Source organism: Paraburkholderia steynii (genome assembly GCF_900100565.1).
GTDB lineage: Bacteria > Pseudomonadota > Gammaproteobacteria > Burkholderiales > Burkholderiaceae > Paraburkholderia > Paraburkholderia terrae.
This window is the reverse complement of the sequence record NZ_FNDI01000014.1, coordinates 151,189-177,081: the sequence shown is the minus strand read 5'-3', so window position 1 is coordinate 177,081 and position 25,893 is coordinate 151,189. Positions and strand designations below refer to the sequence as shown.

General features: G+C 61.6%; 23 protein-coding genes and 1 pseudogene. 15 read left to right on the top strand and 9 right to left on the bottom strand.

Going from position 1 to position 25,893, the window contains the following annotated elements:
* The first annotated feature begins 58 nt into the window (after positions 1-58).
* Both yfiB and BLT65_RS24710 read left to right on the top strand, forming a co-directional pair.
* Complete coding sequence (yfiB, locus tag BLT65_RS24715) at positions 59-586, top strand: outer membrane lipoprotein YfiB (protein WP_091782275.1); 528 nt, start codon at positions 59-61, stop codon at positions 584-586.
* Between the two features lie 492 nt (positions 587-1,078).
* Positions 1,079-1,741 (top strand): hypothetical protein, encoded by a 663-nt coding sequence (locus tag BLT65_RS24710; RefSeq protein ID WP_229516714.1) that lies wholly within the window; start codon positions 1,079-1,081, stop codon positions 1,739-1,741.
* Positions 1,742-1,846: 105 nt separating this feature from the next.
* Here the strand turns inward: BLT65_RS24710 and BLT65_RS24705 are convergent, their stop codons facing one another.
* The 4 genes from BLT65_RS24705 to BLT65_RS24690 form a co-directional block, all read right to left on the bottom strand.
* Positions 1,847-2,800 carry a dimethyl sulfoxide reductase anchor subunit family protein gene (locus BLT65_RS24705; protein WP_091782081.1) on the bottom strand — a complete coding sequence of 318 codons (954 nt, stop codon included), beginning with the start codon at positions 2,798-2,800 and terminating at the stop codon, positions 1,847-1,849.
* Between the two features lie 24 nt (positions 2,801-2,824).
* A complete protein-coding gene (locus BLT65_RS24700) occupies positions 2,825-3,562 on the bottom strand; it encodes a 4Fe-4S dicluster domain-containing protein (RefSeq protein ID WP_091782078.1) in 738 nt (245 codons plus the stop codon).
* Positions 3,563-3,575: 13 nt separating this feature from the next.
* A complete protein-coding gene (locus BLT65_RS24695) occupies positions 3,576-6,527 on the bottom strand; it encodes a molybdopterin oxidoreductase family protein (RefSeq protein ID WP_091782075.1) in 2,952 nt (983 codons plus the stop codon).
* Positions 6,528-7,301: 774 nt separating this feature from the next.
* Positions 7,302-7,589, bottom strand: coding sequence for a DUF1330 domain-containing protein (locus tag BLT65_RS24690; protein ID WP_042305636.1), 288 nt, complete (start codon positions 7,587-7,589; stop codon positions 7,302-7,304).
* Between the two features lie 513 nt (positions 7,590-8,102).
* Between BLT65_RS24690 and BLT65_RS24685 the strand changes: the two genes are divergently transcribed.
* Positions 8,103-8,357, top strand: coding sequence for a hypothetical protein (locus tag BLT65_RS24685; RefSeq protein WP_091782072.1), 255 nt, complete (start codon positions 8,103-8,105; stop codon positions 8,355-8,357).
* 258 nt (positions 8,358-8,615) lie between these two features.
* On the opposite strand, the gene BLT65_RS24680 is transcribed toward BLT65_RS24685, so the two are convergent.
* The gene (locus tag BLT65_RS24680) at positions 8,616-8,804 is read right to left on the bottom strand and encodes a hypothetical protein (RefSeq protein ID WP_042305723.1); all 189 of its coding nucleotides are present in this window, start codon (positions 8,802-8,804) and stop codon (positions 8,616-8,618) included.
* A 144-nt stretch (positions 8,805-8,948) separates the two neighbouring features.
* On the opposite strand from BLT65_RS24680, the gene BLT65_RS24675 reads away from it, so the two are divergent.
* Together BLT65_RS24675 and poxB are read left to right on the top strand one after the other, a co-directional pair.
* Positions 8,949-9,173 carry an SRPBCC family protein gene (locus BLT65_RS24675; protein ID WP_244186587.1) on the top strand — a complete coding sequence of 75 codons (225 nt, stop codon included), beginning with the start codon at positions 8,949-8,951 and terminating at the stop codon, positions 9,171-9,173.
* Positions 9,174-9,331: 158 nt separating this feature from the next.
* Positions 9,332-11,053 (top strand): ubiquinone-dependent pyruvate dehydrogenase, encoded by a 1,722-nt coding sequence (gene poxB, locus BLT65_RS24670; RefSeq protein ID WP_091782069.1) that lies wholly within the window; start codon positions 9,332-9,334, stop codon positions 11,051-11,053.
* 72 nt (positions 11,054-11,125) lie between these two features.
* On the opposite strand, the gene BLT65_RS24665 is transcribed toward poxB, so the two are convergent.
* Positions 11,126-11,821 (bottom strand): GNAT family N-acetyltransferase, encoded by a 696-nt coding sequence (locus BLT65_RS24665; RefSeq protein WP_244186586.1) that lies wholly within the window; start codon positions 11,819-11,821, stop codon positions 11,126-11,128.
* Positions 11,822-11,881: 60 nt separating this feature from the next.
* Between BLT65_RS24665 and proP the strand changes: the two genes are divergently transcribed.
* Entirely contained in the window at positions 11,882-13,348 is a 1,467-nt protein-coding gene (gene proP, locus BLT65_RS24660) for a glycine betaine/L-proline transporter ProP (RefSeq protein WP_091782062.1), read from the top strand.
* Positions 13,349-13,350: 2 nt separating this feature from the next.
* Here the strand turns inward: proP and BLT65_RS24655 are convergent, their stop codons facing one another.
* Both BLT65_RS24655 and BLT65_RS24650 read right to left on the bottom strand, forming a co-directional pair.
* Complete coding sequence (locus tag BLT65_RS24655) at positions 13,351-13,965, bottom strand: LysE family translocator (protein ID WP_091782272.1); 615 nt, start codon at positions 13,963-13,965, stop codon at positions 13,351-13,353.
* Between the two features lie 56 nt (positions 13,966-14,021).
* The gene (locus tag BLT65_RS24650) at positions 14,022-15,356 is read right to left on the bottom strand and encodes an aminotransferase-like domain-containing protein (protein ID WP_091782059.1); all 1,335 of its coding nucleotides are present in this window, start codon (positions 15,354-15,356) and stop codon (positions 14,022-14,024) included.
* A gap of 86 nt (positions 15,357-15,442) precedes the next feature.
* Here BLT65_RS24650 and BLT65_RS24645 point away from each other — a divergent pair, with 86 nt between their 5' ends.
* The gene (locus BLT65_RS24645; protein WP_091782056.1) at positions 15,443-16,060 is read left to right on the top strand and encodes a DJ-1/PfpI family protein; all 618 of its coding nucleotides are present in this window, start codon (positions 15,443-15,445) and stop codon (positions 16,058-16,060) included.
* 245 nt (positions 16,061-16,305) lie between these two features.
* The gene (locus tag BLT65_RS24640; RefSeq protein WP_091782269.1) at positions 16,306-18,198 is read left to right on the top strand and encodes a methyl-accepting chemotaxis protein; all 1,893 of its coding nucleotides are present in this window, start codon (positions 16,306-16,308) and stop codon (positions 18,196-18,198) included.
* Between the two features lie 34 nt (positions 18,199-18,232).
* On the opposite strand, the gene BLT65_RS24635 is transcribed toward BLT65_RS24640, so the two are convergent.
* Positions 18,233-18,856, bottom strand: a complete 624-nt coding sequence (locus BLT65_RS24635; RefSeq protein ID WP_244186585.1) for a TetR/AcrR family transcriptional regulator — start codon at positions 18,854-18,856, stop codon at positions 18,233-18,235.
* Positions 18,857-19,051: 195 nt separating this feature from the next.
* Here BLT65_RS24635 and BLT65_RS24630 point away from each other — a divergent pair.
* The 7 genes and pseudogenes from BLT65_RS24630 to BLT65_RS24600 all read left to right on the top strand — a co-directional run bounded on the left by BLT65_RS24630 (position 19,052) and on the right by BLT65_RS24600 (position 25,891).
* A pseudogene (locus tag BLT65_RS24630) lies at positions 19,052-20,161 on the top strand (AbrB family transcriptional regulator).
* A gap of 38 nt (positions 20,162-20,199) precedes the next feature.
* Positions 20,200-20,511, top strand: a complete 312-nt coding sequence (locus tag BLT65_RS24625) for a hypothetical protein (protein ID WP_091782050.1) — start codon at positions 20,200-20,202, stop codon at positions 20,509-20,511.
* A gap of 157 nt (positions 20,512-20,668) precedes the next feature.
* On the top strand, positions 20,669-21,286 hold the full coding sequence (locus BLT65_RS24620; protein ID WP_091782047.1) for a glutathione S-transferase family protein: 618 nt from the start codon (positions 20,669-20,671) through the stop codon (positions 21,284-21,286).
* Positions 21,287-21,348: 62 nt separating this feature from the next.
* Positions 21,349-23,421: a 2Fe-2S iron-sulfur cluster-binding protein gene (locus BLT65_RS24615; RefSeq protein ID WP_091782044.1), complete on the top strand. Its 2,073-nt coding sequence runs from the start codon at positions 21,349-21,351 to the stop codon at positions 23,419-23,421.
* 107 nt (positions 23,422-23,528) lie between these two features.
* A complete protein-coding gene (locus BLT65_RS24610; RefSeq protein ID WP_091782041.1) occupies positions 23,529-24,434 on the top strand; it encodes a LysR family transcriptional regulator in 906 nt (301 codons plus the stop codon).
* A 33-nt stretch (positions 24,435-24,467) separates the two neighbouring features.
* Positions 24,468-25,325, top strand: coding sequence for a helix-turn-helix domain-containing protein (locus BLT65_RS24605; protein WP_091782038.1), 858 nt, complete (start codon positions 24,468-24,470; stop codon positions 25,323-25,325).
* A gap of 92 nt (positions 25,326-25,417) precedes the next feature.
* Positions 25,418-25,891 carry a GNAT family N-acetyltransferase gene (locus BLT65_RS24600; protein ID WP_244186584.1) on the top strand — a complete coding sequence of 158 codons (474 nt, stop codon included), beginning with the start codon at positions 25,418-25,420 and terminating at the stop codon, positions 25,889-25,891.
* Positions 25,892-25,893 lie beyond the last annotated feature (2 nt).

Below are 25,893 nucleotides of genomic sequence, written 5' to 3'. Positions count from 1 at the left end.
TAACGGATGAGTTCGAAAGAGCGCATGCAAGGCGGAAGCACTCAAGGGGAATGGGATGATGAGACACTGGTTTCCTGCAAACATCTGGCGGATGTCCATTGCGAGCGCAATGCTTCTGTGCATGCTGCTCGAGGGCTGCCAGACGCAGACGCAGACACAGACACAGCCGCTTTATCGCGGACTGACTCAGACGCAAGTCAACGCGCTCAAGTCGGAAGGATTCCAGGAGACCGAAGAGGGCTTCGAGCTCGGCTCGAGCGAACCGATCCTGTTCGACTTCGACCGCTACGACCTCAAGCCGGACGTCCGCCGGATCGTCGAGCGGATCGGCCACACTCTCGTGTCGGTCGGCATTGTCAGCGTCCGCGTCTACGGCTACACCGACGCAGTAGGCACGAACGCCTATAACTTCCGGTTGTCCGAGCGCCGTGCCGAGACAGTGGCGGCCGAACTCGTCGACATCGGCCTTGCTCCCGGCCGTGTCTACGCCATCGGGAAAGGCAAGCGCGACCCGGTGGGTGACAACCGCACGGACGCGGGCCGGGCGCAGAACCGCCGCGCGGCGATCGTCGTCTCGCCGCGTTGAGCCGGCGCGGCTTTCTGTTCGATTGCGTCAGTCGAGCAGCGGGCTACCGCGCTTCTTCGCGTTACATTTCCCGAATTACATACGTCTGCCCGAGCCTGTTTCATCATATGTATGCCGAAGAAGCTGCGGCGGCTTATCCGCATGCAATGCTGCACGGCCCGGCAGCATTGCAACGCAAGCGAAAGTATCTCCGCTTCGGGACAGTGCTAACGGATCGGCCTCATCCGGACTGGCCCGGTCTCGAAGAACGAGATTCGATCGAGTACCTTGAGGTGACGGTTACGCGCAAGTTCTTTTGGCCGCGCTCGGGATGTTCTTCTATCCTAGAAAGCGGTCCGCGCTTTTGATGGGTTTCCGTGTGCGCGGCCGCCAATGGGACGGAGGTTGGCTGCCGGCCCACGGTGCATCGAACATCCGTTCCAAGGGCCCAGGTGAGCGTGACTTCCGGCGCATGAAAACCTTGGCATCGACGACGGGGAGCAGGAGTCAGAGATGGCGCGCCGCATACTTTTTGTCCCCTTTATCAAGGCCCCAATCGTCGGTGGGAGACCCGGCCGTGCCTACGTCAACAAAAACCTGGGTTGGATCAACAGCTACAACGCTAAAGAAATAAAAAAGAAGGCGGTTCTGGAGGGGGCCGTGGCCCACGACATCCACGAGTGCTGGTATATCCCCCGCACGCCGAACTCCATGATCGCATCGCTCGGTCCGGACGATCAGCTCTATATTCGCGGTCACAGTCTGATCGGTCTGGAAGGAATATTTGATGAGGCCACCAAAGACGAACAGGGCAAGCCGATCCATCAGTCGAGGATGGATCAGGAACTGTTGGTGAAACTCAACGAGGGCAACGACACTGGCACGAAGAAACTCGCATTCATGCTGAAGGCGTCCGACGTTGTCACCCGTCTGTTCGAAAGCGGCCTTCGAGAAGATTTCTCCGGCACGATCAAGTGCTACAACTGCCACAGCGCCGAGGGCGAACAAAACTTCGCCAAAGCGCTTGAGAAAGCGCTCACTGAGCGCGGCTATAAGAAATGCCGCATCTATGGCTACACGGGCGCGCTGTCGTCGATGTATGAAGGCGAACACAAGACCAGCACTGACCCGAAGGGACGCGCGCGAAACGCAAGAGTTGAGATCAAACGAACCTGACCGGAGATCAAGGAACGGCGCTTCGTCGGCCTTGTGGAAAGCTTCACATAAGGCCGAGTTGCGTCCGTCGAGCATCCGGCAGGTTCAGGCGAACAAAGCCGAATCCTATGCCTGCCGATAATAAAGATTCTGCGGATGCCGCGCTTCAGCGAAGAAAAACCACCGCTCGGCGACAAGCCCCGCGTACTGTATCGCGGACGCGGCACACAACAGCGCGAACGAAAAGCCAATCGACCGAACGCTCCCGCCGAAGGCCACCAGAACGAATGGCACGATGAAGCCGGCGACGATAAACGTCCACTTGATGCGCTTCAGCGTCTGAGGCGTCTTGCCATGAAAGAACTCGCGCAGATTGAATGCGCCCGCCGTGAACCCGCGCGATTTCTGCTCGACGTGCGCAGCGCGAATACCCGTCGCGCTCTGCACCGTTGATTTCGGCCTGAGCCGTGCATTGCGCGCCAGCGATGCGCCGCGCGACACGCAACCCGTCAGCGTCAACGTACACGCCGCCACCGCAAGCGGCGAAACGAGTACGGGAGCGAGCAGCGCGGCGCAGGCCGTCGCGAGCGTAAAGCCTGACGCGCAGCCAAGCATCACGAAGTTGACCAGCGTGAGCGGCGTCGCCCATTCCTGGAGGAAGCGCAGACACGCGTAGATCATCCCCGTGCAGACGAACAGCAGGGCACTCGCGATCACGGCGACAGCGCCGATCGCGAGCGTATACGGCGAAGCAAACGCATGCGCGACGCCATAAGCGAACGTGCATCCGAGAAACACCGGCAGGCACAGGCATTCGCGCGAGAGCCACGAAGTACGCCACATCGCAATAGCCCGCCACGCACGCTCGGGATGACCCAGATGAAAGAACGACGCGACGAGCCCCAACACACCAAGCAGGCACGACAGCGCCGCGCCGATGACATACATGACGGGCGGCACCGCGGCTGCATCGCCGAAGCCCAACCGCAAAGCCGCTTCGACGCCGACCAGCGCAATCAGTAACCCTTGCCCCGCCCCGCTCAACGTCGTCAGGAACACCACTGAAAAAGCCGGATTCATGCCACTCTCCCTTGACGTACTGCTTCAGACCCGCGTCGCGATCGAAGCGAGATGAAGCTCGCCGCGTTCGACCTGCGTTTCGACGGATGCGATTTCGTCGCTTTCGGACGGTGTCTTGCACGAACATGATCCGCTGCTGCACGCCGACACCTTCTGGCGCGGCAGATAGTGATTCGCGGGCCGCGTGCCCCACTCCGGCATCAGCTGATAACCGCCCCGTTCGCGGATCGCCTTCGACACGATCGATTCCGGATCGTGAATATCGCCAAACAGGCGCGCCGACGTCGGACACGCGAGCACGCACGCAGGCTTGCGATCGCGCTCGGGCAGCGCCTCGTTGTGGATGCGGTCCACGCAGAGCGTACATTTGGTCATCTCCTTGCGCTTCTCGTCGATTTCGCGCGCGCCGTAGGGGCAAGCCCACGCGCAGTACTTGCAGCCGATACAGCGGTCATAGTCGACCAGCACCAGGCCGTCTTCCTTGCGCTTGTAGCTTGCCCCGGTCGGACAGACGGGCACGCACGGCGGGTCCTCGCAGTGCAGGCACGACTTCGGAAAATGAATGGTGTCGGTAAGCGGGAACTCACCGGCTTCGTAGGTCTGCACGCGGTTGAAGAACGTGCCGGACGGATCGGCGTCGTACGGACGAAAATCCGCCAGACTGCCCGCCTCTCCCGACGTGTTCCACTCCTTGCAGCTCGTCACGCATGCGTGGCAGCCCACGCAGACGTTCAGATCGATCACGAGCGCCATCTGTGTCATGCGATGCTCCCGTTCAGTTACGTTGCGTCGTCTTCCGTTGCACCGCTTTCAGCCGCGCCGCGAACTCGCCGCGGCCCGCGAAATAGGTCTGCACGATGCGATGGATCATCCCGCCCGACCCCGTGCCGACCATGCCGGGCATCGTGGCAGGCATCGGCGCGAACTGCGGCAAGGTATGGTCGGCGTCCGCCTCTGCCGGATAGATGCGCACACGCACGTCATACCAGGCGGCCTGGCCTGTCACGGGATCGGAATTCGACGTGCGGACATGACGCGGATCGTCGACGGGAATCTCATCCGTGATCAGGTGATTCAGCAGGAACCCGCGCTGCGATTCATTGGCGTCGGGGCCGAGATTCCACGCACCCGCCGACTTGCCGATCGCGTTCCACGTCCATACCGTGCCCGGCTCGACGGCCTCGCTGTACCGCGCCATGCAACGCACCTTGCCCCATTGCGATTCGACGTAGATCCACCCGCCGTCCTCGATGCCTTGCGCGGTGGCCGTGCGCGGATTCATGTACAGATAGTTCTCGCCGTGTATCTGGCGCAGCCACGCGTTCTGTGAGTCCCACGAGTGATACATCGCCATCGGACGCTGCGTAACGGCGGCGAGCGGAAAGCGCGCGTGATCGGTGGCGGCGTGTTCTAGCGGCAGATGCCAGCACGGCAGCGGATCGAAATACTGCGCAATGCGCGCGCGCAGATGATCGGGCGGCTGCCGGCCTTGCGTCTTGCCCTGCGCGGCGAGCCTGAACTTCTGCATCACGTCCGAATACAGCGCGATCACGATCGGCGTATTGAACTTGCGAAAGCCCTTTTGGACCGCGAAATCAAGGTATGGCCCGTTGCAGTTGCGCATGTACTGCAGTGTCTCGGGCAACGTGTAGTGATAGACGCAATTGTGCTTCGCGTACTCTTCCCACTGCTTCGGATTCGGCTCGCCGACGAGGGCATCCTTGCCGTCCTTGCCGCGCCAGCCGATCAGGAAGCCGACGCCCGACCCCGGCGCGGTCTGATGATTGACGATGAACTCGGGATAGCCGCGATACTTGCGCTGGCCGTCCAGCGTCGTGAAGGCCGGGAACTTCAGGCGGCTCGCCAGTTCGATGAGCACTTCCTGGAACGGCTTGCATTCTCCTGTCGGCGGCACGACGGGCACGCGCACGGAATCGACGGGACCATCGAACTCGGAGATCGGACGGTCGAGCATAGACATCGCGTCGTAACGTTCGAGGTACGTCGTGTCGGGCAGGATCAGATCGGCGAATGCCGTCATCTCCGACTGAAACGCGTCACAGACGACGATGAACGGAATCTTATACTCGCCGTCTTCATTGCGGTCCGCGAGCATCTTGCGGACTTCGACGGTGTTCATCGATGAGTTCCACGCCAGGTTGGCCATGAAGATCAGCAGCGTATCGATGGGGTATGGATCACCGCGCCATGCATTCGTGATCACGCTATGCATCAGGCCATGCACGGCGAGCGGATATTCCCACGAGAACGCCTTGTCGATACGCACGGGCTCGCCGTTGTCGTGGATGAACAGGTCCTCGGGACCAGCGGGCCAGCCGAGCGGCCCGTTCGCAAGCGGCGTATTCGGCTTGACGTCGTCGGGACTGTTCGGCGGTTTGGCCGACGGCGGCACCGCGCGCGGATACGGTGACTTGTGCCGGAAGCCGCCCGGCCGGTCGATGGTGCCGAGCAGCGACATCAGCACGGCCAGCGCGCGTATCGTCTGAAAGCCGTTTGAATGTCCGGCGAGTCCGCGCATCGCGTGGAAAGCGATGGGCGCGCCCGTCACGGTTTCATGCGTTTCACCCCAGGCATCGGTCCATTGGATCGGCAGCGTGATCTTCTGATCGCGCGAGACATCGGCCATTTCGCCCGCAAGACGCCGGATCGTTTCGGCCGGAATGCCGGTGATCTCCGATGCCCATTCCGGCGTGCAACCGGCAAGCTGTTCGCGCAGCAGCACGAACGAAGGCGCGACGGGCGTGCCGTCCGCAAGCTCATAGCGCCCTTCGAGCGCCGGCCGCACACCCGGCGTGTGATGCAGCACTTCGCGCTGGCTGACGGGGTCCCACCACAGGTGGTTCTGCGGGAACATCGCGTTGCACGCCTGCGCGTCTTCGTCGCACACGAACAGACCATGCGTGTCGCTGTCTTCGCGCATGTCGAGCAGTTCGCCCGCGTTCGTGTAGCGCTCCACGAACTCGCGATCATACGCATTGCTTTCGATCAGCTCACGCATCAGTGCCATGAACAACGCGCCATCCGTACCCGGACGGATCGGCACCCATTCGTCGGCAATCGCCGCGTAACCGGTGCGCACCGGGTTGATCGCGATGAAGCGGCCGCCCGCCCGCTTGAACTTCGAGATCGCGATCTTGAGGGGATTCGAGTGATGGTCCTCGGCCGTGCCGATCATGAAGAACAGCTTCGCGCGATCGAGATCGGGACCGCCGAATTCCCAGAACGAGCCGCCCATCGTATAGATCATGCCCGCCGCCATGTTGACCGAGCAGAAGCCGCCGTGAGCCGCGTAGTTCGGCGTGCCGAACTGCTTCGCGAACAGGCCTGTCAACGCCTGCATCTGGTCGCGGCCGGTGAAGAGGGCAAACTTCTTCGGGTCGGTGGCGCGGATATGCGCGAGACGCTTTTCGAGCACGTCGAACGCGACGTCCCATGACACCGGCTCGAACTGCGCCGTGCCGCGCAATGCATCCGGCTTGCGCATCAGAGGCTGCGTGAGACGCGCGGGCGAATACTGCTTCATGATGCCCGACGAGCCCTTCGCGCAGATCACGCCCTGGTTGAGGGGATGCTCGGGATTGCCGTCGATATAGCGCACCTCACCGTCGCGCAAATGCACGCGGATGCCGCATCGACAGGCACACATGTAGCAGGTCGTCGTCTTGACTTCGAGCTTCTCGTTTTGCGTGCGGGCTTTGTGCTCCATCCTTACCCCCTTCAAATCGCTCTTTCCCGGCGAACGCACGTCATCGATAGTGAAACGTCGCTTGCCGGACTCCCTACATCTTCATGCTAAGAGCGACGCGCACAAAAGAAAAATCGCCGTTTTGAATCCAAATCATCGCGGTAGCCGATAGATCACTCGACGGCATCGGCCGGCGCCCGCAGTACACGCTTCACGCTCGCCACGGAATGGGGTCTCGGGTGATCGTTCCTTTCGTGCTCTTTCTGACGGTTTGACGCGAAAGGGCAGTTCGCTTTGGAGCATGCCCCATTGAGCAAATCTAGTTTGCGCAATGAAGTGGTTCCACCCGTCCGTTGTCGTGTGGCACGCTGTATTCAGTCACAGCGGACTCGGCCAGCATCCCCCACAAAAGGCACGCCGTTTGTGTCACTGGGTACACGGATCGAATGTGACTGGCAGCATGACCGCGTCGTTACCCGCGACTACTTTGTTGCGGATGCCTGGAATCACCGCCACTACTTCATTTATCGGGAATGGGTTGGAAGCCGCGACGAGCGTGTCTGAATCAAAAACTCAAACCGTAAAGAGGACTGAAATCGGCACGATACGCGCCGCCGTCACATCGCCCGTTGCCTGTGCGAGGCATCTGAAGGAATCTTGTCTCTGTGGCAGAACCCGGCCAACGGCGGCACGACCCGCACTGAAACGCCGCGACCGTTGTCCGCTCGAAAGCCGATGTTCATCAATCTGTCGCGGCTCGCTCAGCTCCACGCGTCCGAGCGTCACCGCCTTTCGTTACACGCCTTCGACAAGAACGGCCCGATAGCGTGCCCCCTTGAACCGATGCTGTGCGACTTCCTGATACGCCGGGCTGTCGTACCACGCACGCGCGGCCGCAGTCGACGGAAACTCCACGATCACGACGCCCTCAGGCGCTTCGCCCTCAAGAACCTGTTGAGGTCCGTAGGCAGCGAGAATCTTGACAGGATGACCTTTGAAGGTCTCGCCCACCTTGCTTTGATAGATGTCGAGCTCACCCTGATCCTGCGTGCTCTCCTTCGTGAAGACAATATAAGTCGCCATGACGTACGCTCCTGCGGTGGTGTGAAGGTGCGCACGATGATGCCATAAAACCGCATCGCGCCTCGCTACGCAACGTTGGTGCAGAGGTTTGTTCGACCGCGTTGTCAACTTGACGAAGATGGCAGGAGTGTCGCCAATAAACCATTGGTATCCTTATCAATCGCAGGATTTGGGGACTTCGTTGATTATCCAGCCGCCGTCCGAATGCCCTTTCAATAGCGGGGACGAACGACCGCACTTGCCCGTTTGCCGTCGACTGCCTTCCCAGCGAACTTTTCCGGCTCCCTGCGAGCACACCATTTGCGCCCAAGGATTGATTGAAAGTATGTTGTAATGTTATCGGCTGTTCTCAGCACGATTGTTACGTGGATTAAATGCCCCATCCATACCGCCGGACATACGGCGTGGCAGATCGGGAAAAATCTGGGACCCCATTTCATGATGCCGATATAGGAAAGACCGACCAAACGTGTCTTCGCGGGTTTGACGCAACCGATACGAGGGGGTGCGGTCATGGAATTGAATTTTCGAGTTATCGAGAAGGTGGTATTTTCTGCCGTCGTGTTGTCCGCGTTGTCCTGCCTTGGATTTATTATTTGCGAGAAATTCCCAGGTATTCTGGATTTTCTGCCGCGAGGTCAGCACGTAGCGATTAGCGAATTCGCGCTTGCCTGCCTGTTTCCGAGCGACTGTGAGCAACTGCTTGATCTCTTGAAGACGGCTGATGAGCGCAGTGCTGCGGCGCTCCTCCTGGAGCGACCGGAATAGGCGGTCTCCAGCCCGCCTCTACCGGGGCTGGATCCGAACGGAGCCCCGTGGCGCGTGCAAAGCTGCCATGCTTCCCGCCTGCAAAAGGCGTCGTATGCGAACCTTCAATATGCACATCGACGGCGTCGTGCGAATCGCGATGCACAGTGCCGCCCATTCTCAGATGGTTTGGGACGCAGCCGGCCGTAGCGCCATATCGCACGACGCCTCCTGAATTGCTAGCCCTCCTTCACTGAGCGCCTGGTAGCGCACTCCTCATCAGTGTCTCGTACGGTTGATGGCCACGATTTCGTATCCGGGGTCGGCGTGCTCGTTCGCAACTTTGTTCGCTTCCTCATACGAGAGAAAGGACGTGGCTTCCTTAATCTCCGGCGCCATGCCGATATCGCCGTCCTCTGCGGTGCAGAGGAACTTCTCACCAGTCTTCACGACGTAAAGGGTCGTCATGTCTCCCTCCATAGCTTGCAGGGGAACTTTCAGTCTAGCAGGTCGGAAGGGTTGTTGCCGACGATGCAAAAGGACGCGATTGCGACCAGTTCGTTATGCATAGCATATCAATGACGAATCCTTGTCGGCGCCGAGGGAAGCAACGTGCCGGGCTTCGTGCAGGCATCGGCCCCGCGCGCGCTGAGCACGGAGGAAATCGCCAAAGTGGTCGGGCAGTATCGCGACGCGCATCACACCACGGTGACATGGGCGAGCCGCTTCGAGCCAAACGACCCAAACGAGGCCGAGTCGCTCACCGCCCGTTATTGGAGTCTGTACCTGGCGGGCCTGACGCGCCTCAAGGCGGTTCTGGAAACTCAGGGCCGCTGACCCGCGCTGAACCTGTACGTGCCATTTTGAACGGCGCGTGCGTTTTACGAAACGCGGCATCCGTCGTACCAGTACGTTGCGTAGCTACTGCGGCGCCCAGCTTTCATGGGCTCCGCAGTAACCGCAACATTCGCCATGACTGGTCAACGGAGATTTACATGTCAGCAAACACCATTGCAGCTTACCTGGCTCAAACGCTCGCGGCTGCGGGCGTCGAACGCATCTGGGGCGTGACGGGCGACAGCCTGAACGGCCTTGCCTACGCGCTCGACAAGGTCGGCGGCATCCGCTGGATGCATACGCGCCACGAAGAGTCCGCAGCGTTCGCGGCGGGCGCCGATGCCGCATCCACCGGCCAGCTCGCCGTGTGCGCGGGCAGTTGCGGTCCGGGCAACCTGCATCTGATCAATGGTCTGTTCGACTGTCATCGCAATCACCAGCCCGTGCTTGCGATCGCCGCGCATATTCCGTCGACGGAGATCGGCCTCGGCTACTTTCAGGAAACGCATCCCCAAGAATTGTTCAAGGAATGCAGCCATTACGTGGAGCTCGTGTCGTCCGCCAGGCAGTTTCCGCGCGTCCTCGCGCGCGCGATGCGAACGGCCATCGAGGAACGCGGCGTCGCCGTGATCGTGTTGCCTGGCGACGTCGCATTGGGCGACGGCCCCGATGAAGCGCCGACATGGACAGAAAGCGCGCCGCCGCGCATCGTGCCTGCCGAGGCCGATCTGGAGCGTCTTGCGACGCTGCTGAATGGGTCGGATGCCGTCACGATCATGTGCGGCAGCGGCACGCAGGGCGCGCACGACGAAGTCGTGGCGCTTGCCGATACGCTTGGCGCGCCTGTCGTGCATGCGTTGCGGGGCAAGCAGTTCGTCGAATACGACAATCCTTTCGACGTCGGCATGACAGGGCTGATCGGCTTCAGCTCGGGCTATCACGCGATGATGTCGTGCGACACGCTACTGCTGCTCGGCTGCGATTTTCCGTATCGCCCGTTCTACCCGTCGCACGCGAAGATCGTTCAGATCGACTGGAAGGGTTCGCAACTCGGCCATCGCGCGCCGCTGACGTTGGGTCTCGTAGGCACGATCAAGGAGACGATCTCCGCGACGCTGCCCAGGCTTCAGCGCAAGCAGGACCGCAGCTTCATCGACACGGCGCGCAAGCATTACGCCGCCGCGCGTCAAAGCCTTGATGAACTCGCGACGCCTTCGCCCGCAGGCAAGCCGGTGCATCCGCAGTACCTCACGCGCATGATCGACGAGATCGCCAGCGAGGATGCCATCTTCACCGCCGACGTCGGCACGCCGACCGTGTGGTCGGCGCGTTATCTGACGATGAACGGCAAGCGTCAGTTGCACGGGTCGTTCAATCATGGATCGATGGCCAATGCGATGCCGCAGGCACTCGGCGCGCAGGGCGCGCATCCGGGCCGCCAGGTCGTGTCGCTTTCCGGTGACGGCGGCCTGTCGATGCTGCTCGGCGATCTGCTGACCGCGCGTCAGCTGGGGCTGCCTATCAAGGTCGTGGTGTTCAACAACAGCGTGCTGGGTTTTGTTTCGATGGAGCTGAAAGCGAGTGGCTATCTCGACGCGAACGTCGATCTGAGCAAGACCGATTTCGCAGCGATTGCAAAAGGCGCGGGCATCTTTAGCATTCGCGTCGAAGATTCGGAACACGTTGCCGGGGCGTTGAAGGAAGCCTTCGCGCATGATGGTCCGGCCGTCGTCGATGTCGTGACGGCGAAACAGGAACTCGCGATGCCGCCGAAGATCGAGCTTGAACAGGCCAAGGGTTTTAGTCTGTACATGATGCGCGCCATTCTGAATGGCCGTGGCGACGAAATCGTGGATCTCGTGCGGACGAATTTCCGTTGATGCACGGGCCTTCGGCGCGCCGCGATTCGTACTTTAAGAATGGCGGCCGCCGAAGTCCGGCATTGATTCCCGTCAGGTCGCAATTTCGCGTGTGACGCGCACTTCCGTTAATAGCGCTCCTCCAATCTCGACCACTTTGGCAGAGCCGTCGGGTTCGAATCCTCGCCGGCTGTAGAAGGAACACGCTGCTGCGTTGTCTTTCAACACCCACAGCGCGACAGTACAGTAGCCTTTTGCATGAAGCCTCTCGCAAGCCGCATGAATCAACGCAGTGCCGATGCCGCGACTCCAGAAATCCGATGCGACGTAAATCGCCTCGATCTCCGCGCAGCGCGAGTCAAGGTCTTCGTCACGCGAGGGACCGAACGCAACCCAAGCCGCTACCATCCCGTTCATCACAGCAACCAGCACACACGGCGCTCCCGCAAACAACGCCTTGCGCCATTTTTCCGCTCGTGCGTTTTCGTCGAGATTCGCAAGGTATTCGATTGGCAACAATTCCTTGTATGCGTCCCGCCAGGTCGCGACGTGAATCTTCGCTATTTCTTGTGCGTCATCAATTGTCGCAAGCCTTATATTCGCGCTCTGCGATAACCCCGCTCCATCATTCAAATCCCACCTCCTGTCGTTTTCCGCCGGTTTCCGGACGCATGAGCGACGGCCCGGTCGTGGGCATATCAGCACACTGTACTTGATGATTTTGCCTGGCGTGTTCGACGCGAAGGCATTCCACAGCCCACTGGCGCCCCATTTCGCGATCGGCTTCATGTTCGATCGAATGCCTGCTGCATCCGACGGGTTCGCCATGCAATTCATGGAGTGTGTCAATTGAGTCAATCTCAAGCGCGCGTCGCAAGCCGCGATTCTTCGAGCCCATCGCTCACGCTTGACGACATCACGATCGTCGACCACAGCCTGCTCAAACGTGCCGTCGGCGCCATGGCGCTCGGTAACGCAATGGAATGGTTCGATTTCGGCGTGTACAGCTATATCGCTGTCACGCTCGGCAAAGTGTTCTTCCCGTCGAGCAGTCCGTCCGCGCAGTTGATCGCGACCTTCGGCACGTTCGCCGCCGCGTTCCTCGTGCGGCCAATCGGCGGCATGGTGTTCGGGCCGCTCGGCGACCGCATAGGCCGTCAGCGCGTGCTCGCGATGACGATGATCATGATGGCCGTCGGCACCTTCGCGATCGGCCTGATCCCGAGCTATGGTTCGATCGGCATTCTTGCGCCCGCGCTGCTGCTCGTCGCACGTCTCGTGCAGGGCTTTTCGACGGGCGGCGAGTATGGTGGCGCGGCCACTTTCATCGCCGAGTTTGCGACGGATCGCCGTCGTGGCTTCGCGGGCAGCTTCCTCGAATTCGGCACGCTGGTCGGCTATATCCTCGGCGCGGGTACGGTTGCCGTGCTGACGGCGACGCTCTCGCAGGAAGCGCTGCTGTCGTGGGGCTGGCGTGTGCCGTTCTTCATCGCGGGTCCGCTGGGTCTTGTGGGTCTGTATATCCGGATGAAGCTCGAAGAGACGCCTGCGTTCAAGAAGGAAGCGGAAGCGCGTGAAGCGGATGAGAAGTCGCGTCCGCAGCAGAGCTTCGTGGAACTGCTCGCGCAGCAATGGAAGCCCTTGCTGCTGTGCGTTGGCCTCGTGCTGATCTTCAACGTGACCGACTACATGGCGCTCTCGTATCTGCCGAGCTACCTGTCGGCCACGCTGCACTTCAACGAATCGCACGGTCTGTTCCTCGTGCTGCTCGTGATGGTGCTGATGATGCCGATGACGCTCTACGCGGGCCACCTGTCGGACAAGATCGGCCGCAAGCCCGTCATGCTGTTCGGTTGCGTGGGTCTGTTCGTGCTGTCGATTCCGGCGCTGCTGCTGATCCGCATGGGCACTGTCCTGCCCGTGTTCAGCGGCCTGCTGATTCTCGGCGCGCTACTGTCGACGTTCACGGGCGTGATGCCGTCGTCGCTGCCCGCCCTCTTCCCGACGAAGATCCGTTACGGCGCGCTGGCGATCGGTTTCAACGTGTCGGTATCGCTGTTCGGCGGTACGACGCCGCTGGTTGCTGCATGGCTGGTAGACAGAACCGGTGACGCGATGATGCCCGCGTACTACCTGATGGGCGCATCGATCATCGGCATCGCGTCGGTGCTCGCGCTGCGCGAGACTTCATGCAAGCCGCTGCTTGGCTCGGGTCCGTGCGTGGCGACGCGTGCGGAAGCGATGAGCCTGATTCGCGGCGCCAAACGCGCTCACGCTGAGAAGAAGCGTCTGGCGCTGGTGCGCGAACGTGCGTAGCGTCAGCGCCCCGCGAGCATCCTTCCACCGAGGCCAATCAACAGCACGCCCGCCGTCGTATCGATCACGGCTTTGCGCCGAACCATGACGCTGCGAATGGCGGGGTGAGAGGCCAGCAGCGCCATCGCGCAGTACCACGCGCACGATATGCCGATCGACAGCGCCACGACAGCGATATCGAACGATAGTCCGGCATGCGCGGGCACCATCACGGCAAATATGCTTCCGTAGAACGCGACCGATTTGGGATTCGTCATGCTCACGAGATAGCCGCGTTTCGCGGCGGCCCAACCAGACCCTGCCGTCCGTGCCGGCGCGGACAAAGGTTGGCGCGCAGTCACGATCATCTTCGCGCCGAGCCAGATCAGATAGGACGCGCCCGCAATCCGCAACGCCGTCTCGATCCAGGCGACGTGCGTGACGATCAGACTCAGGCCCGCAATCGCTATCAACGCCCATGTGCCTGACGCAGCCGCCAGCCCAAGTCCAGTCGATACGCCCGCGCGTCGCGACACAACCGCCGTCGATGTGACGATCACGAAGTTAGGCCCCGGGCTGGCAACGCTCAGCAGCAACACGCCGCACAGCGCGAGCAAACTGTTGATGGGATCGAGCATGTTTTCTTCCGCGGACATTGGATGAAAGTTGGATTTCCATCATAACCGAGGCTATTTCAGTAAGCGTAGCCGCTTATCACGCGCCTGACCGTTTCCAGCGATTCGCGCAGCACATCGAGTTCGACGGAACCCAACGCGAGGCGGACGGCATGCGGCACATGGTGCGAAGTCGCGTAGGGTTCCGCCGTCGACACCGAAATACGCTCGCGCATCAGCGCCGCCGCAACCTGATCGGCGCGCACATCTTCCGACAACGGCAACCAGACGAAATACGACGACGGGTGACGAACGCAATTCAGGCCCGCGAGAATCTCGGCGGCCATGGCTTGCCGGATCTTCGCGTCGCGGCGTTTCTCCGCTTCCAGTCGCTTGACGGTGCCATCGTCGAGCCACGCGCACGCGATCGACGTCATCACGCCGGGTGTGTTCCAGGTCGTCGCCCGGATCACCTGCTCGATCGCTTTCATCGATTCAGCCGACGCCACGACATACCCCACACGCAAGCCGGTGGCGACGCTCTTCGAAAAACCTGACACATATACGGTTGTTTCCGGCGCGAGCGCCGCGAGCGGCGCGGGCGCCTTGTCGGCGAGGAACGCGTAGGCGGCGTCTTCGATAATCAATAGCCCGTGCCGGCGCGCAATCGCGACCAGTTGTTTGCGCCACTGCGCGCCCGTCACCCAGCCGAGCGGATTGTGCAGCGTCGGCATGACGTACACGGCCCGCACGCGCCGCCTCTTGCACAGACTTTCGAGCGCGTCGAGATCGAACCCCTGCCCATCCGCCGCGATCGGCGCCAGCTCGAGGCGGCAGGCCTCGGCCAGCACCTTGAAACCCGGATACGTCAACGCGTCCACGGCGACCACGTCGCCGGGGCCTAGCAGCGCCATCACCGTGGACGCCAGCCCTGCTTGCGCGCCATTCACCAGCGACACCTGTTCCCAACCGACCTTCAGCCCCCGGCTCGCGAGATGACGCGCCACTGCCGCACGTTCGTGCTGGCGTCCGCCATGCGGCTGATAGCGCAGCAGGCTTTCCAGATCGCCGGACGCAGCAAGCTGGCGCAACGCGCCGCGCAACAGATCGGCCTGGCCGGGCAGCGCCGGATAGTTGAAGTTGAGGTCGACCATGCCCGCCGCGAGCGCGAACTGATCGATGCCTTGCCTCGGCGGCAGCGAAATTTCCCGCACGAACGTGCCGCGTCCCGTCTCTCCGCTGACGAGACCCATCGCCGCGAGTTCGGCGTAGACCCGCGTCGCCGTGACAAGCGCGAGCCCGTGCGCGGACGCGAGCTGCCGATGCGTCGGCAGGCGCGTGCCGGCGCGCAGGCGTCCCGAGCGGATATCCGCGGCGAGCGTATCGACAAGTTCCTTGTACCGGGCCTGAGCCATCTGCAGATGTATCCATGACAATTATTTGATTGTAATGGTATCTGCGCATAGCATCTCTTCACCACATTCATTGGCGAGCGGACATCATGCACATCGCGATTCTCACTTTCGAAGGCTTCAACGAACTCGATTCGCTGATTGCGCTCGGCATTCTCAACCGGATCAAGAAGCCGGACTGGCGCGTGTCGCTTGCAACGCCGCATGCACGCGTGAAGTCGATGAACGGCGTGGTGATCGAAGGGCAGATCGCGCTGCACGAAGCAAATGCTGCGGATGCAGTGATTGTCGGCAGTGGCGTGATGACGCGAGACGTCGTTGCAGACCAGACGTTGATGGCGCAGATGCAATTCGATCTGTCACGGCAACTGCTCGGCGCGCAGTGCTCCGGCACACTCGTGCTGGCGAAGCTCGGGCTGCTCAACGGCGTTCCCGCCTGCACGGACCTGACGACAAAGCCGTGGGTCGAGGAGGCAGGCGTGGACGTGCTCAATCAGCCCTTTGTCGCGCGAGGCAACGTCGCGACTGCGGGCGGATGTCTTGCTTCCCAGTATCTGGCTGCGTGGGTCATCGCGCGACTCGAAGGCGTCGATGCAGCTGCGAGCGCCATGCATTACGTTGCGCCTGTCGGCGAAAAGGATGAATACGTTGCGCGCGCGATGCGCAATATCACGCCTTTCCTGCAAGAGACGAGCGCGGCCGTGTAAGCGCCGCACTTTTAAACCGTTTGCCGCTTCTCCGTCATCGAAATCGCGACACGATTCCCACGCGATGCGACATGGAAAAGGGCACAAAAAAGGCACTGAAAAAATAAATCGAATCCAGCGTCATATCCGCTCAAGCCGCCCCGATATCGGCCGACAACCAACGTAATCAACGATGCGCATTGCTTCGTCTTTCGCGCACCGCAAGTCGATATCGGATGGTAGTTCGTCATTGGGCAGAGGTCATTTTGAAGCTTACGGATTCGATCGCATTCAAATTCAGCGCGGCATCGGGCGCCGCGCTCGCAGTCACGGTTCTACTTCTCACGACGGTCGGCGCGTTGAACGTGCGTCATCAGGCTGTCGACGAGTTCGAGCAGTCCAGTCACGCCAGAATCGTCCAGGCCGACGAATCGCTCGATGTGAGCTTCAAGGAGGTCGAACAGAACCTCACATATCTGACGCAAACGGCGCAACTGAAAGCCGCCGACCAGAGCATCACCGATTATCTGAACCAAGGCGGCCAGATGACGCCGGACAAGAACGGCGAAGTCGAGAAGTCGATCTTCGCGTTGCTCAAGCAGTTCGGCGATACGCATCCGAACATGCGCTATCTCGACATCGGCACGCATTGGGGCGGCTACGTGCAGTGGCCGATCGAAAGCCTGAACGGCGAGCACTACGATCCGCGCGTCAGGCCGTGGTATCAACTGGCGATGACGGCGCCCGATCGTGTCGTGCGGCCCGCGCCTTATCTGAGCGCGGCCGGTTCCGGCGGCGCGATCATTCCGTTCGCGCGCGTCGTGAAGGACAGCAAGGACGAGATTCTCGGCGTGCTCGAAGGCGACATCTCGCTCGACGACTTCGCGCGACTCACCAGCGGCATCCAGTTCGGCAAGACCGGCTATCTGCTCGTCACGGACAGCAGCGGAAAAATTCTGATCGATCCGCGTGAGAAGAAACACGAGTTCAAGGAACTCAAGGGTCTCGGCGGCGGATACGAACAACTGTCCAATGGCAGCGACGGGCTCGTTCGCATCCAGATGGACGGCGTCGAGTATCAGTCGTTCATCTATACGTCGCCGAAGAACGGCTGGAAGTACTACGCGCTCGTGCCCGAATCGGAAATGATGGCGGCCGCCAACCGGCTCACGTGGACGCTGATCGGGATGGGGCTGCTGGTGCTCGTGGTTGCCGTGCTCATCATGATTGCATTGGGTCGCCGGATAACTGATCCCATTCGCAATCTTGCCAACTCGATGCACGAAATCGCATCCGGCGACGGCGACATGACGCGGCGTCTTCCGCAGCTCAGCAACGACGAAGTCGGCCATCTCGCGAAGCAGTTCAACGCATTCGTCGAAAAGCTGCATGGTGTGCTGCTGAAGGTGAGGACGAACAGCCGCCACCTCGAACTCGCTGCCGGTGAGGTGTCGGCGGGCAATCTCGATCTGTCGTCGAGAACCGAACAACAGGCCGCGTCGATCCAGCAAACGGCGGCCAGCATGGAAGAACTGGCTGGCACGGTGCGCGGCACGGCCGATCAGGCGACGACGGCCAACGCAGTCGCTGCGGGCGCCGTGGATGTGGCGCGGCGCGGCAACGAGGCCGTTGCGGGCGCGGCGAAGACGATGAACGCGGCCGTCGAACAATCGGGGCGCATCGTCGGGATTGTCGGGATGATCGAGGGCATCGCATTCCAGACCAACATCCTGGCGTTGAATGCCGCTGTCGAATCGGCGCGCGCGGGCGAGAGTGGCCGTGGGTTTGCCGTCGTCGCCGCCGAAGTGCGCAACCTGGCTCAGCGTTCGACCAGCGCGGCAAAAGAGATCAAGGGACTGTTGGAGGCGTCCGTCGGCAATGTCGAGGCGGGTGCCGAACAGGTCAATCTCGCGGGCAAGACAATCGCCGAACTGACGGATGCCGTTTCCAACCTCGCCACCATTACCAGCGAAATCGCGGATTCCGCACGCGAGCAAAGCCGCGCGATTGGCGAAGTGAATCAGGCCGTGTCGCTGATGGATCAGTCGACGCAGCAGAACGCAGCGCTAGTGGAGGAGATTGCCGCCACGTCCGAATCGCTCAGCACGCAAGGCAAGGATCTGAATGCGACGGTTGGGTTCTTCAAGCTTGGTGCGTGAGGCATGCAATAGCTGGCGGCAAAGCGACCCGAATTTATTCGCCGCTTTGCGGCGCCGCCGAGACGAGATACATGCGCACGAGTTGACGCATTTCGGCGAGCAGCGCGGCTCTCACTGAAGATTCCTCGTCAGCAATGCCGACTACGGCCTTCAGCATATGGATCAGCACCACCGACATCACCTTCGCCTTCGCGGCGGGCAACGCGGGGATCGCTTCACACAGGATATCCGCCACACCGCCGCGCATCACCTTGCGAAAACGCTTGCGTTCGTCCGCGCTTCCGCCGCGCGCATCCATCAACGCGATCGCGAAACTGCGCTGCGACCGTAGTAAAAGCATCATGTCGACGAATGCGTCGGCCACACGCTCCAGCGTCATGCCGGGCACCTGTTGTTTCAGTTCCGTTAGCCCGTTCTTCACCTGCTGCGCGTATTGCAGCAGCAGTGCATCGGCAAGCGCCTCCTTGGTCGGAAAGAAGCGATACAGCGAGCCGATCGCCGTTCCCGAACGCGCCGCGATCTCGGTCATCGTCGCGGCATCGTAGCCCTTCTCCGTAAATACTTCGACGCCCGCGGTCATGATCGCGGCGACGCGCAGACGCCCTCGTTCGCGTTTGGGTTCGGTGGCGCGCGCCGGGTCGGTCGATGATGTGCTCATAGTCATTACGATTCGACGATATGCGATGATTTGATAGGTATTCCTCGCATATTATCGCACTCCGCTTGCCGTGCGTCTGGTTCCTGTAATTTCGCTGCAATGTGTTATCAATTGACTTATGCGAGGGTGCCCTCTAGTATGTTTTGAGAGGATACCCTCGCATTTAAACATCACAGGTCGCATTGCTCTTTCTTCATGTTCCAGAAAATGCTCCGCAAGCCTTTCGTGTGGATCGATCGCTCGCCGCCGGTCTTGCAGTGGGCGGCGCTCATCGGCCTGTCGCTTGCGTTCGGCGCCGTGCTCTATTGGCTCGATATCCCAGCCGCCATGTTGATCGGTCCGTTGCTCGCGGGGATCGTGGTGGCCGGCGGCGGTGCAAGGCTGCCGCTTTCGCGGCGCGCGTTCGTGCCCGTCCAGGGACTGATCGGCTGCATGATCGCGAAAATGCTGCCGTCGTCGGCATCCATGGAACTCGCCGTTCATTGGCCACTGTTCGCCGCTGGCGTGTTCTCCGTCATTGCGGCGAGCGCGCTGCTCGGCTGGCTGCTGGTCCGCATGGACGTGTTGCCAGGCACGACCGCGTTGTGGGGCGTCAGTCCAGGCGCGGCCACGGTGATGACCTTGATGGCGGAATCGTTCGGCGCGGATGCGCAGCTGGTCGCTGTCATGCAGTACCTCAGGGTGTTGATCGTGGCCGCCGTCGCGTCCGTTCTCGCCCGGATCTTCGGAGCAAGCGGACCCCACGTGGCGCACGTCGTCGAGTGGTTCGCGCCCATTGCGGCATTGCCACTCGTCCAGACGCTTGCGCTCGCGCTAGCCGGGTCGCTCGTTGGGCAGCGCTTGCGCATTCCGCTTGGGCCCATGCTCGTTACGATCGTTGCGGGCGTATTGTTCGCGCATCACGGCTGGCTCACGATCGAACTGCCGCGGTGACTGCTCGCCGTCGCCTACGCATTCGTAGGCTGGCGCATCGGCCTGAGATTCACCCGGCCGCTGCTCGCGCACGCGATGAAGGCGTTGCCGCGCCTGATCGCGTGCTCGGTCGCGTTGATCGCGATTTGCGCGGGCATCGGCGGCGCGCTCGTCGTGACGGCGGGTGTCGATCCGCTGACCGCGTATCTGGCGACGAGTCCCGGCGGCGCGGATTCAGTGGCGATCATCGCGGCATCGAGCAACGTCGACGTGCGCTTCGTCATGGCGATGCAGATGGCCCGCTTCGTCGCCGTGCTCGTGATCGGACCGGCCGCAGCGCGCTTCATTGCGAAACGCGTGCATTCGAAAACCGATGAACCCGGGCGTTCGTAAAGCGACGCCTTTTCACTCCCCACGCAAGAGGTAAAACCATGCAGCATGTCTGGCTCTTTTTCGCCGGAGCACTTCTGTGCAATAGCGTCCCGCATCTGTCTTCCGGTCTGCAAGGGCATCCGTTTCCCACGCCTTTTGCCAAACCGCACGGCGTCGGCGACTCGTCGCCTCTGGTGAATATCCTGTGGGGATTCGTGAATCTCGCGCTGGCGCTGGTGATCACCTCGCATCACTGGGACGCGGCTCGCCTCGTTCCGGATGCCTCGGCCATGCTGCTGGGCGCGCTCGCGATCGGCATTTTTCTTTCGCTTCACTTCGGCAAGGTGCAACGGGACAAACGCGCGGGCTGAACCGCCGAACGCCATTATTCTCGGGCGCACAACCACCGTTCTCGTTTCGAGAAGTATCAATTGACCTGGCGAGGGATTCTGCTGCAAAGGCAGCATCCCTAGACTTTGCATCAAGTGATCGGGATGTCCCAGTCACCTCTGACCAAAGGAAACCGCCATGAAGCTCTACTACCACCCGCTGTCCGGCCACTCGCACCGCGCCCGCCTGTTCCTGTCGCTGCTCGGCATCGAGCATCAATCGATTCAGGTCGATCTCGCCGCCGCCGAGCACAAATCCGCCGACTTCCTGAAGCTGAACCGCTTCGGCCAGGTCCCGGTTCTCGTCGACGGCGACACCACGATCGCCGACTCCAACGCGATTCTGGTGTACATCGCCCGCAAGTTCGGCAAGACCGACTGGCTGCCGCAAACGCCCGCGCTGGAAGCCGCCGTGCAGCGCTGGCTGTCCGTGGCCGCTGGTGAGATCGCGTTCGGCCCGGCTGCCGCGCGACTCATCACCGTGTTCGGCGCAAAATACAACGCCGAAGAGCTGATTGCCCGCGCGCATCGCATCCTCAAGCTGATCGACGAAGAACTGGCCGGGCATGAGTTCATCGCGCAACCGCATCCGACCGTTGCCGATGTCGCGCTGTACAGCTACATCGCGCGTGCGCCGGAAGGCAACGTCGACCTGTCGTTCTACCCGAACGTCAACGCGTGGTTGCGCCGCATCGAGGCGCTGCCTGGCTTCGTCGAGTTTCAGAAAACGCCTGTCGGCCTCACCGCCAACAGCTGAGCGCGTCAGTGAGCGGGAAGCCCAACGCGTGGCTTTCCCGGCTTTACGCCCGGAGGCAAATCATGAGCACGGTATCGACGGATAAAGGGTCGCCCTGGCATGCAGGCGAAGTGGCGCTGCAAGAGAAAGTCGGCGTGGCGCCGAAGATGCAGGAACTCGGCCGCCGGGTGATCCGCGACTACCTGCCCGATCAGCACCGCACTTTCTACAGACAATTGCCGTTCATCGTGGCCGGTGCAGTGGCCGACGACGGCGACGTATGGGCGACACTCGTGGCCGGTCAACCGGGCTTCATGCAGTCGCCGACCGAGAAGATTCTGCACATGCACGTTGCCGCCGATCCGCAAGACCCTGCGTCTGCGGGATTTCATGACGGTGCGGCGATCGGCCTGCTCGGGATCGAGTTGCACACGCGCCGCCGCAATCGCATGAATGGTCTGCTGCGTGGCGCGACGTCACAAGGGTTCGACGTCGAGGTCATACAGAGCTTCGGCAATTGCCCGCAATATATCCAGGCGCGCGATTTCGAATTCATCCGCGATCCCGGTATGTTCTCCGATATCGCGCCCACGGAGTTCGACGGCCTGACGGGTCAGGCCCGCGCGATGATCGAAGCCGCGGACACGCTGTTTGTCGCGTCCTATGTGGGCGAAGGCGAGCAACGCCAGGTCGACGTGTCGCATCGCGGCGGCAAGGCGGGCTTCGTGCGTATCGGCGACGACGGCCGCCTGACCATTCCCGATTTCGCGGGCAACCTCTTCTTCGCGACGCTCGGCAACTTCCTTATCAACCCGCGCGCGGGTCTGATCTTCGCCGACTTCGAAACGGGCGACGTCCTGCAACTGACGGGCGATGCGACCGTCGATCTCGACTCGCCGGAAATCGCCGCGTTTCAGGGCGCGGAGCGGCTGTGGCATTTCACGCCGCGACGCATCGTCTATCGCAAGGGCGCGCTGCCGCTGCGGTGGAAGTTTCAGGCCAATGGCTGGTCGCCGAACTCGCTGATGACAGGCAGCTGGGACGAAGTGACAAGCCGCCTGAAGGCCGCCGAACTGGCGAATGCATGGCGGCCGTTCAAGGTGACGAATGTCGTCGATGAAAGCTCGGTGATCCGTTCGTTTCACCTCGAACCTGTGGACGGTGCGGGGCTCATTCCACATATCGCGGGTCAGCATCTGCCCATCCGCGTCATGCCGCCCGGTCACGACAAGCCTGTGATCCGCACCTATACGCTGTCGACGGCACCCGCCGATGGCCTCTATCGGATCAGCGTGAAGCGCGATGGACTCGTGTCGTCGCATCTGCACGATACGCTGCATATCGGCAGCATCATCGAAGCGCGTGCGCCCGCCGGCCAGTTCACGATCGATGCCGCCGAGCGCCGTCCCGCCGTGCTGCTCGCCGCCGGCGTCGGCATCACGCCGATGCTCGCGATGCTCAGGCATGTCGTCTACGAAGGGCTGCGCACGCGGCGCGTACGCCCGACATGGTTCTTCCATTCGGCGCGATCGCTGAAAGAGCGCGCGTTCAGCCGCGAGATCGAACGTCTCGCGGCATCCGCGAAAGGCGCGGTGAACGTGGTGCGCGCATTGAGTCACACCGACGGTGCGCGCGAAGGCAAGGACTTCGACGTGGAAGGCAGGATCGATGTCGCGCTGCTGTGCGACACGCTGCCCTTCAACGACTACGACTTCTATCTTTGCGGACCGTCGGCGTTCATGCAGTCCATGTACGATGGCTTGCGCAATCTCAACGTCGCCGACAACCGCATTCATGCCGAGGCATTCGGGCCGTCCGGGCTGCAACGCAGGAAAGATGCTGCAGCCGTCACAGGTCCCGCTCGCGTCGCAGCGGAGCAACCGGTTCCCATCGCGTTCGTCAAGTCGGGCAAAGAAGCGCGCTGGAATCCGGACAGCGGTACGTTGCTCGAGCTTGCGGAAGCACGCGGCCTGAATCCTGAATTCGGTTGCCGCGGCGGCAGTTGCGGCACGTGCCGCACACGCATCGTGGAGGGCGCGGTCGCCTACACGATCACGCCCGAGTTCACGGTGCCGGACAACGAAGCGTTGATCTGTTGCGCCGTGCCGGCCAACGCGGAAACGGGCGGCGGCGACCGTCTGCTGCTCGATCTGTGAGGCAGGCCGCGCGCGGAGGGCTGTGAAACGCTGTTATGCTTGACGCTCGCTTGCCTGTCGACGCCCGGCAGGCGTCCTCTATCCCCTTCCCGTTCATCTCCTCAGACATGGACAGGCTCCAGGCAATGAACACCTTCGTGACCGTGGTCGAGACGGAGGGCTTCGCGTCCGCGGCGCGCAAGCTCAACGTGTCGCCATCGGTCATCAGCCGGGTGATGAACGAGCTCGAAGAACACCTCGGCGTGCGGCTGTTGACCCGCACGACGCGCGTCGTGCGAATGACGGATGCAGGCGCCACGTTCTTCGAGGATTGTCGCCGCATCCTCGCGGAAGTCGAGGTGGCCGAGCTGTCCGCTGCCGGTGCGAACACCACGCCGCGCGGCCAGTTGACCGTGACGGCACCTGTCCTGTTCGGAAAGATGTATGTGACGCCCATCGCTCACGACTATCTGACGCGCTATCCGGCCGTCAATCTGAATTGCTGGTTTCTGGACCGAATCGTGAATCTCGTCGACGAAGGGGCGGATGTCGCGATCCGCATCGGCGAGTTGCCGAGTTCATCGTTGCAGGCGATCGCGGTCGGCAAGGTGCGCCGCGTGCTGTGCGCTTCGCCCGCTTATCTGGACGCGCACGGCGTGCCGCAGTATCCCGACGATCTCACGTCTCATGTGACCATCCAGGCGACAGGCCTCACGTCCGCGCCCGAATGGCGCTTCCGCGTGGACGACAAGCCGCTGACGGTGCCCATCCAGCCGCGTCTCGTGACCACCACCAATGATTCCGCGATCTCGGCAGCCTTGGCGGGGCTAGGCATCGTGCGTCTGTTGTCGTATCAGATCGCGCAGGAACTGGCAGACGGTACGTTGCGCGCCGTGCTGGCCGAATACGAACTGGCTACATTGCCCGTTCATGTCGTCCATCGTGAAGGCAAGCATGCGAACCAGAAAGTGCGCGCCTTTCTCGACCTCGCAATCGAAACGCTCCGGGCGAAAGCTTCGCTCTGGCATGCGTAGCGTGCGCTGCCCGGCTGATTCATGAAACGCACGATGCCCCATCCCGCACACAACGCGCAGCCCGCAACGAGAGAGCATACGCAGTATGGCTATGTCGACGGCGCGGGTATCGAGGTGCTTCATGCCCGCTTCGAGCACCATCGGTTTGCTACGCATGCGCACGACACGTGGGCGATCGGCGCGGTGCTCCGCGGCGCAAAGGACTCGATGACCAACTCGCGGCAACCGTCGATCGTCAATGCCGGCGAGGTGTACGCGATCCCACCGCACGTCGCGCATGCGGGAATGTCCATCGGCGATCACGGATGCGAGTACGTAATGCTCTATGTGCCCGACGCCGAATGGCAATTGCAGTGCGAGATTCACGGTGTTTCGCCGCACGCGTTTTCGCAGCCTGTGAAGATGCGCCGCGCGATGGCGCCGTTCGTGCAGTTCGCTGCGCTGTCGATGCAAAGCTTGCACATGTCATCGACATGGCCCGATGAATGGGCGCTGTTGTGTGAGGCCGTGCTCGGCTCGATGAACGATCGCGATGCGTCCGCACAGTCTTCTTCGATAGTCGCCGACAAGCGCCTGCGCGACGCGCGGGCCTATTTGCAGGCGTTTTCCAGCCGTAACGTGTCGCTCGACGAACTGGCGCGCGAGGCGTCGCTATCGGCATCCGAGTTGTGCCGTCGCTTTACTGCTGCGTTTGGACTGAGTCCGCATCGTTACCAGCTCGTGCTGCGTCTGAAGACGGCAAAGCACTTGTTGCTGGATGGCGTGACGCCTTCCGCCGCAGCTGCCGCAACCGGCTTCGCGGATCAAAGCCACCTCGGACGCCACTTCAAGTCCGTATTCGGCGTGACGCCTGGCGCCGTCGCGCGGCGAAACAGCGCAAGAACGTTCTAGATCGCATCCTGCGCGACGCATAAGGTAGTGCCTCGCACATTGCCCGAGAGCACTTTTCCATGCACGCCGCGACCACACCGCCTCGCATCGCCATGTTTCAGGATTCGTTCACCGACGAGGTAGTCGGCTTGATCCTGCATATCCAGAATGACGAGAGCAAGGTCGGTATATCGATCGACGATCAGCCCGAGCTTCTCGATATCAATCGATACTTCATCGCGAATGGCGGCGGCTTCTGGATTGCACTCGACCCGCAAGGACACGTGGTTGGCACGATCGCTCTGCAGATCGAGACGGCAACGGTTGCGGTGCTGAAGAAGTTCTTTGTAGCGGCAGCGTGGAGAGGCGCGGGGATGGGATGCGCGTCGCGCCTTTACGAAACGTTGTTGGCGCATGCAAGGCTCAAAGGCATCGAAACGATTCTGCTCGATACCCCTTCCGTTTCGACGCGCTCACATGCGTTTTATCGACGTCAGGGGTTTCAGCAGATCGCGGCTGATGAGTTGCCCGTCACGTACGCTTACCCGGATCGGGATTCGCTGCTGTTCAGGCTGGATCTTGCCTGAAA

Coding starts and splice junctions, on each gene's coding strand:
- yfiB (WP_091782275.1), top strand. CDS start 59: ATGAGACACTGGTTTCCTGCAAACATCTGGCGGATGTCCATTGCGAGC.
- BLT65_RS24710 (WP_229516714.1), top strand. CDS start 1,079: ATGGCGCGCCGCATACTTTTTGTCCCCTTTATCAAGGCCCCAATCGTC.
- BLT65_RS24705 (WP_091782081.1), bottom strand. CDS start 2,800: ATGAATCCGGCTTTTTCAGTGGTGTTCCTGACGACGTTGAGCGGGGCG.
- BLT65_RS24700 (WP_091782078.1), bottom strand. CDS start 3,562: ATGACACAGATGGCGCTCGTGATCGATCTGAACGTCTGCGTGGGCTGC.
- BLT65_RS24695 (WP_091782075.1), bottom strand. CDS start 6,527: ATGGAGCACAAAGCCCGCACGCAAAACGAGAAGCTCGAAGTCAAGACG.
- BLT65_RS24690 (WP_042305636.1), bottom strand. CDS start 7,589: ATGGCGACTTATATTGTCTTCACGAAGGAGAGCACGCAGGATCAGGGT.
- BLT65_RS24685 (WP_091782072.1), top strand. CDS start 8,103: ATGGAATTGAATTTTCGAGTTATCGAGAAGGTGGTATTTTCTGCCGTC.
- BLT65_RS24680 (WP_042305723.1), bottom strand. CDS start 8,804: ATGACGACCCTTTACGTCGTGAAGACTGGTGAGAAGTTCCTCTGCACC.
- poxB (WP_091782069.1), top strand. CDS start 9,332: ATGTCAGCAAACACCATTGCAGCTTACCTGGCTCAAACGCTCGCGGCT.
- BLT65_RS24665 (WP_244186586.1), bottom strand. CDS start 11,821: ATGAAGCCGATCGCGAAATGGGGCGCCAGTGGGCTGTGGAATGCCTTC.
- BLT65_RS24655 (WP_091782272.1), bottom strand. CDS start 13,965: ATGCTCGATCCCATCAACAGTTTGCTCGCGCTGTGCGGCGTGTTGCTG.
- BLT65_RS24650 (WP_091782059.1), bottom strand. CDS start 15,356: ATGGCTCAGGCCCGGTACAAGGAACTTGTCGATACGCTCGCCGCGGAT.
- BLT65_RS24645 (WP_091782056.1), top strand. CDS start 15,443: ATGCACATCGCGATTCTCACTTTCGAAGGCTTCAACGAACTCGATTCG.
- BLT65_RS24635 (WP_244186585.1), bottom strand. CDS start 18,856: ATGAGCACATCATCGACCGACCCGGCGCGCGCCACCGAACCCAAACGC.
- BLT65_RS24625 (WP_091782050.1), top strand. CDS start 20,200: ATGCAGCATGTCTGGCTCTTTTTCGCCGGAGCACTTCTGTGCAATAGC.
- BLT65_RS24620 (WP_091782047.1), top strand. CDS start 20,669: ATGAAGCTCTACTACCACCCGCTGTCCGGCCACTCGCACCGCGCCCGC.
- BLT65_RS24615 (WP_091782044.1), top strand. CDS start 21,349: ATGAGCACGGTATCGACGGATAAAGGGTCGCCCTGGCATGCAGGCGAA.
- BLT65_RS24610 (WP_091782041.1), top strand. CDS start 23,529: ATGGACAGGCTCCAGGCAATGAACACCTTCGTGACCGTGGTCGAGACG.
- BLT65_RS24605 (WP_091782038.1), top strand. CDS start 24,468: ATGCCCCATCCCGCACACAACGCGCAGCCCGCAACGAGAGAGCATACG.
- BLT65_RS24600 (WP_244186584.1), top strand. CDS start 25,418: ATGTTTCAGGATTCGTTCACCGACGAGGTAGTCGGCTTGATCCTGCAT.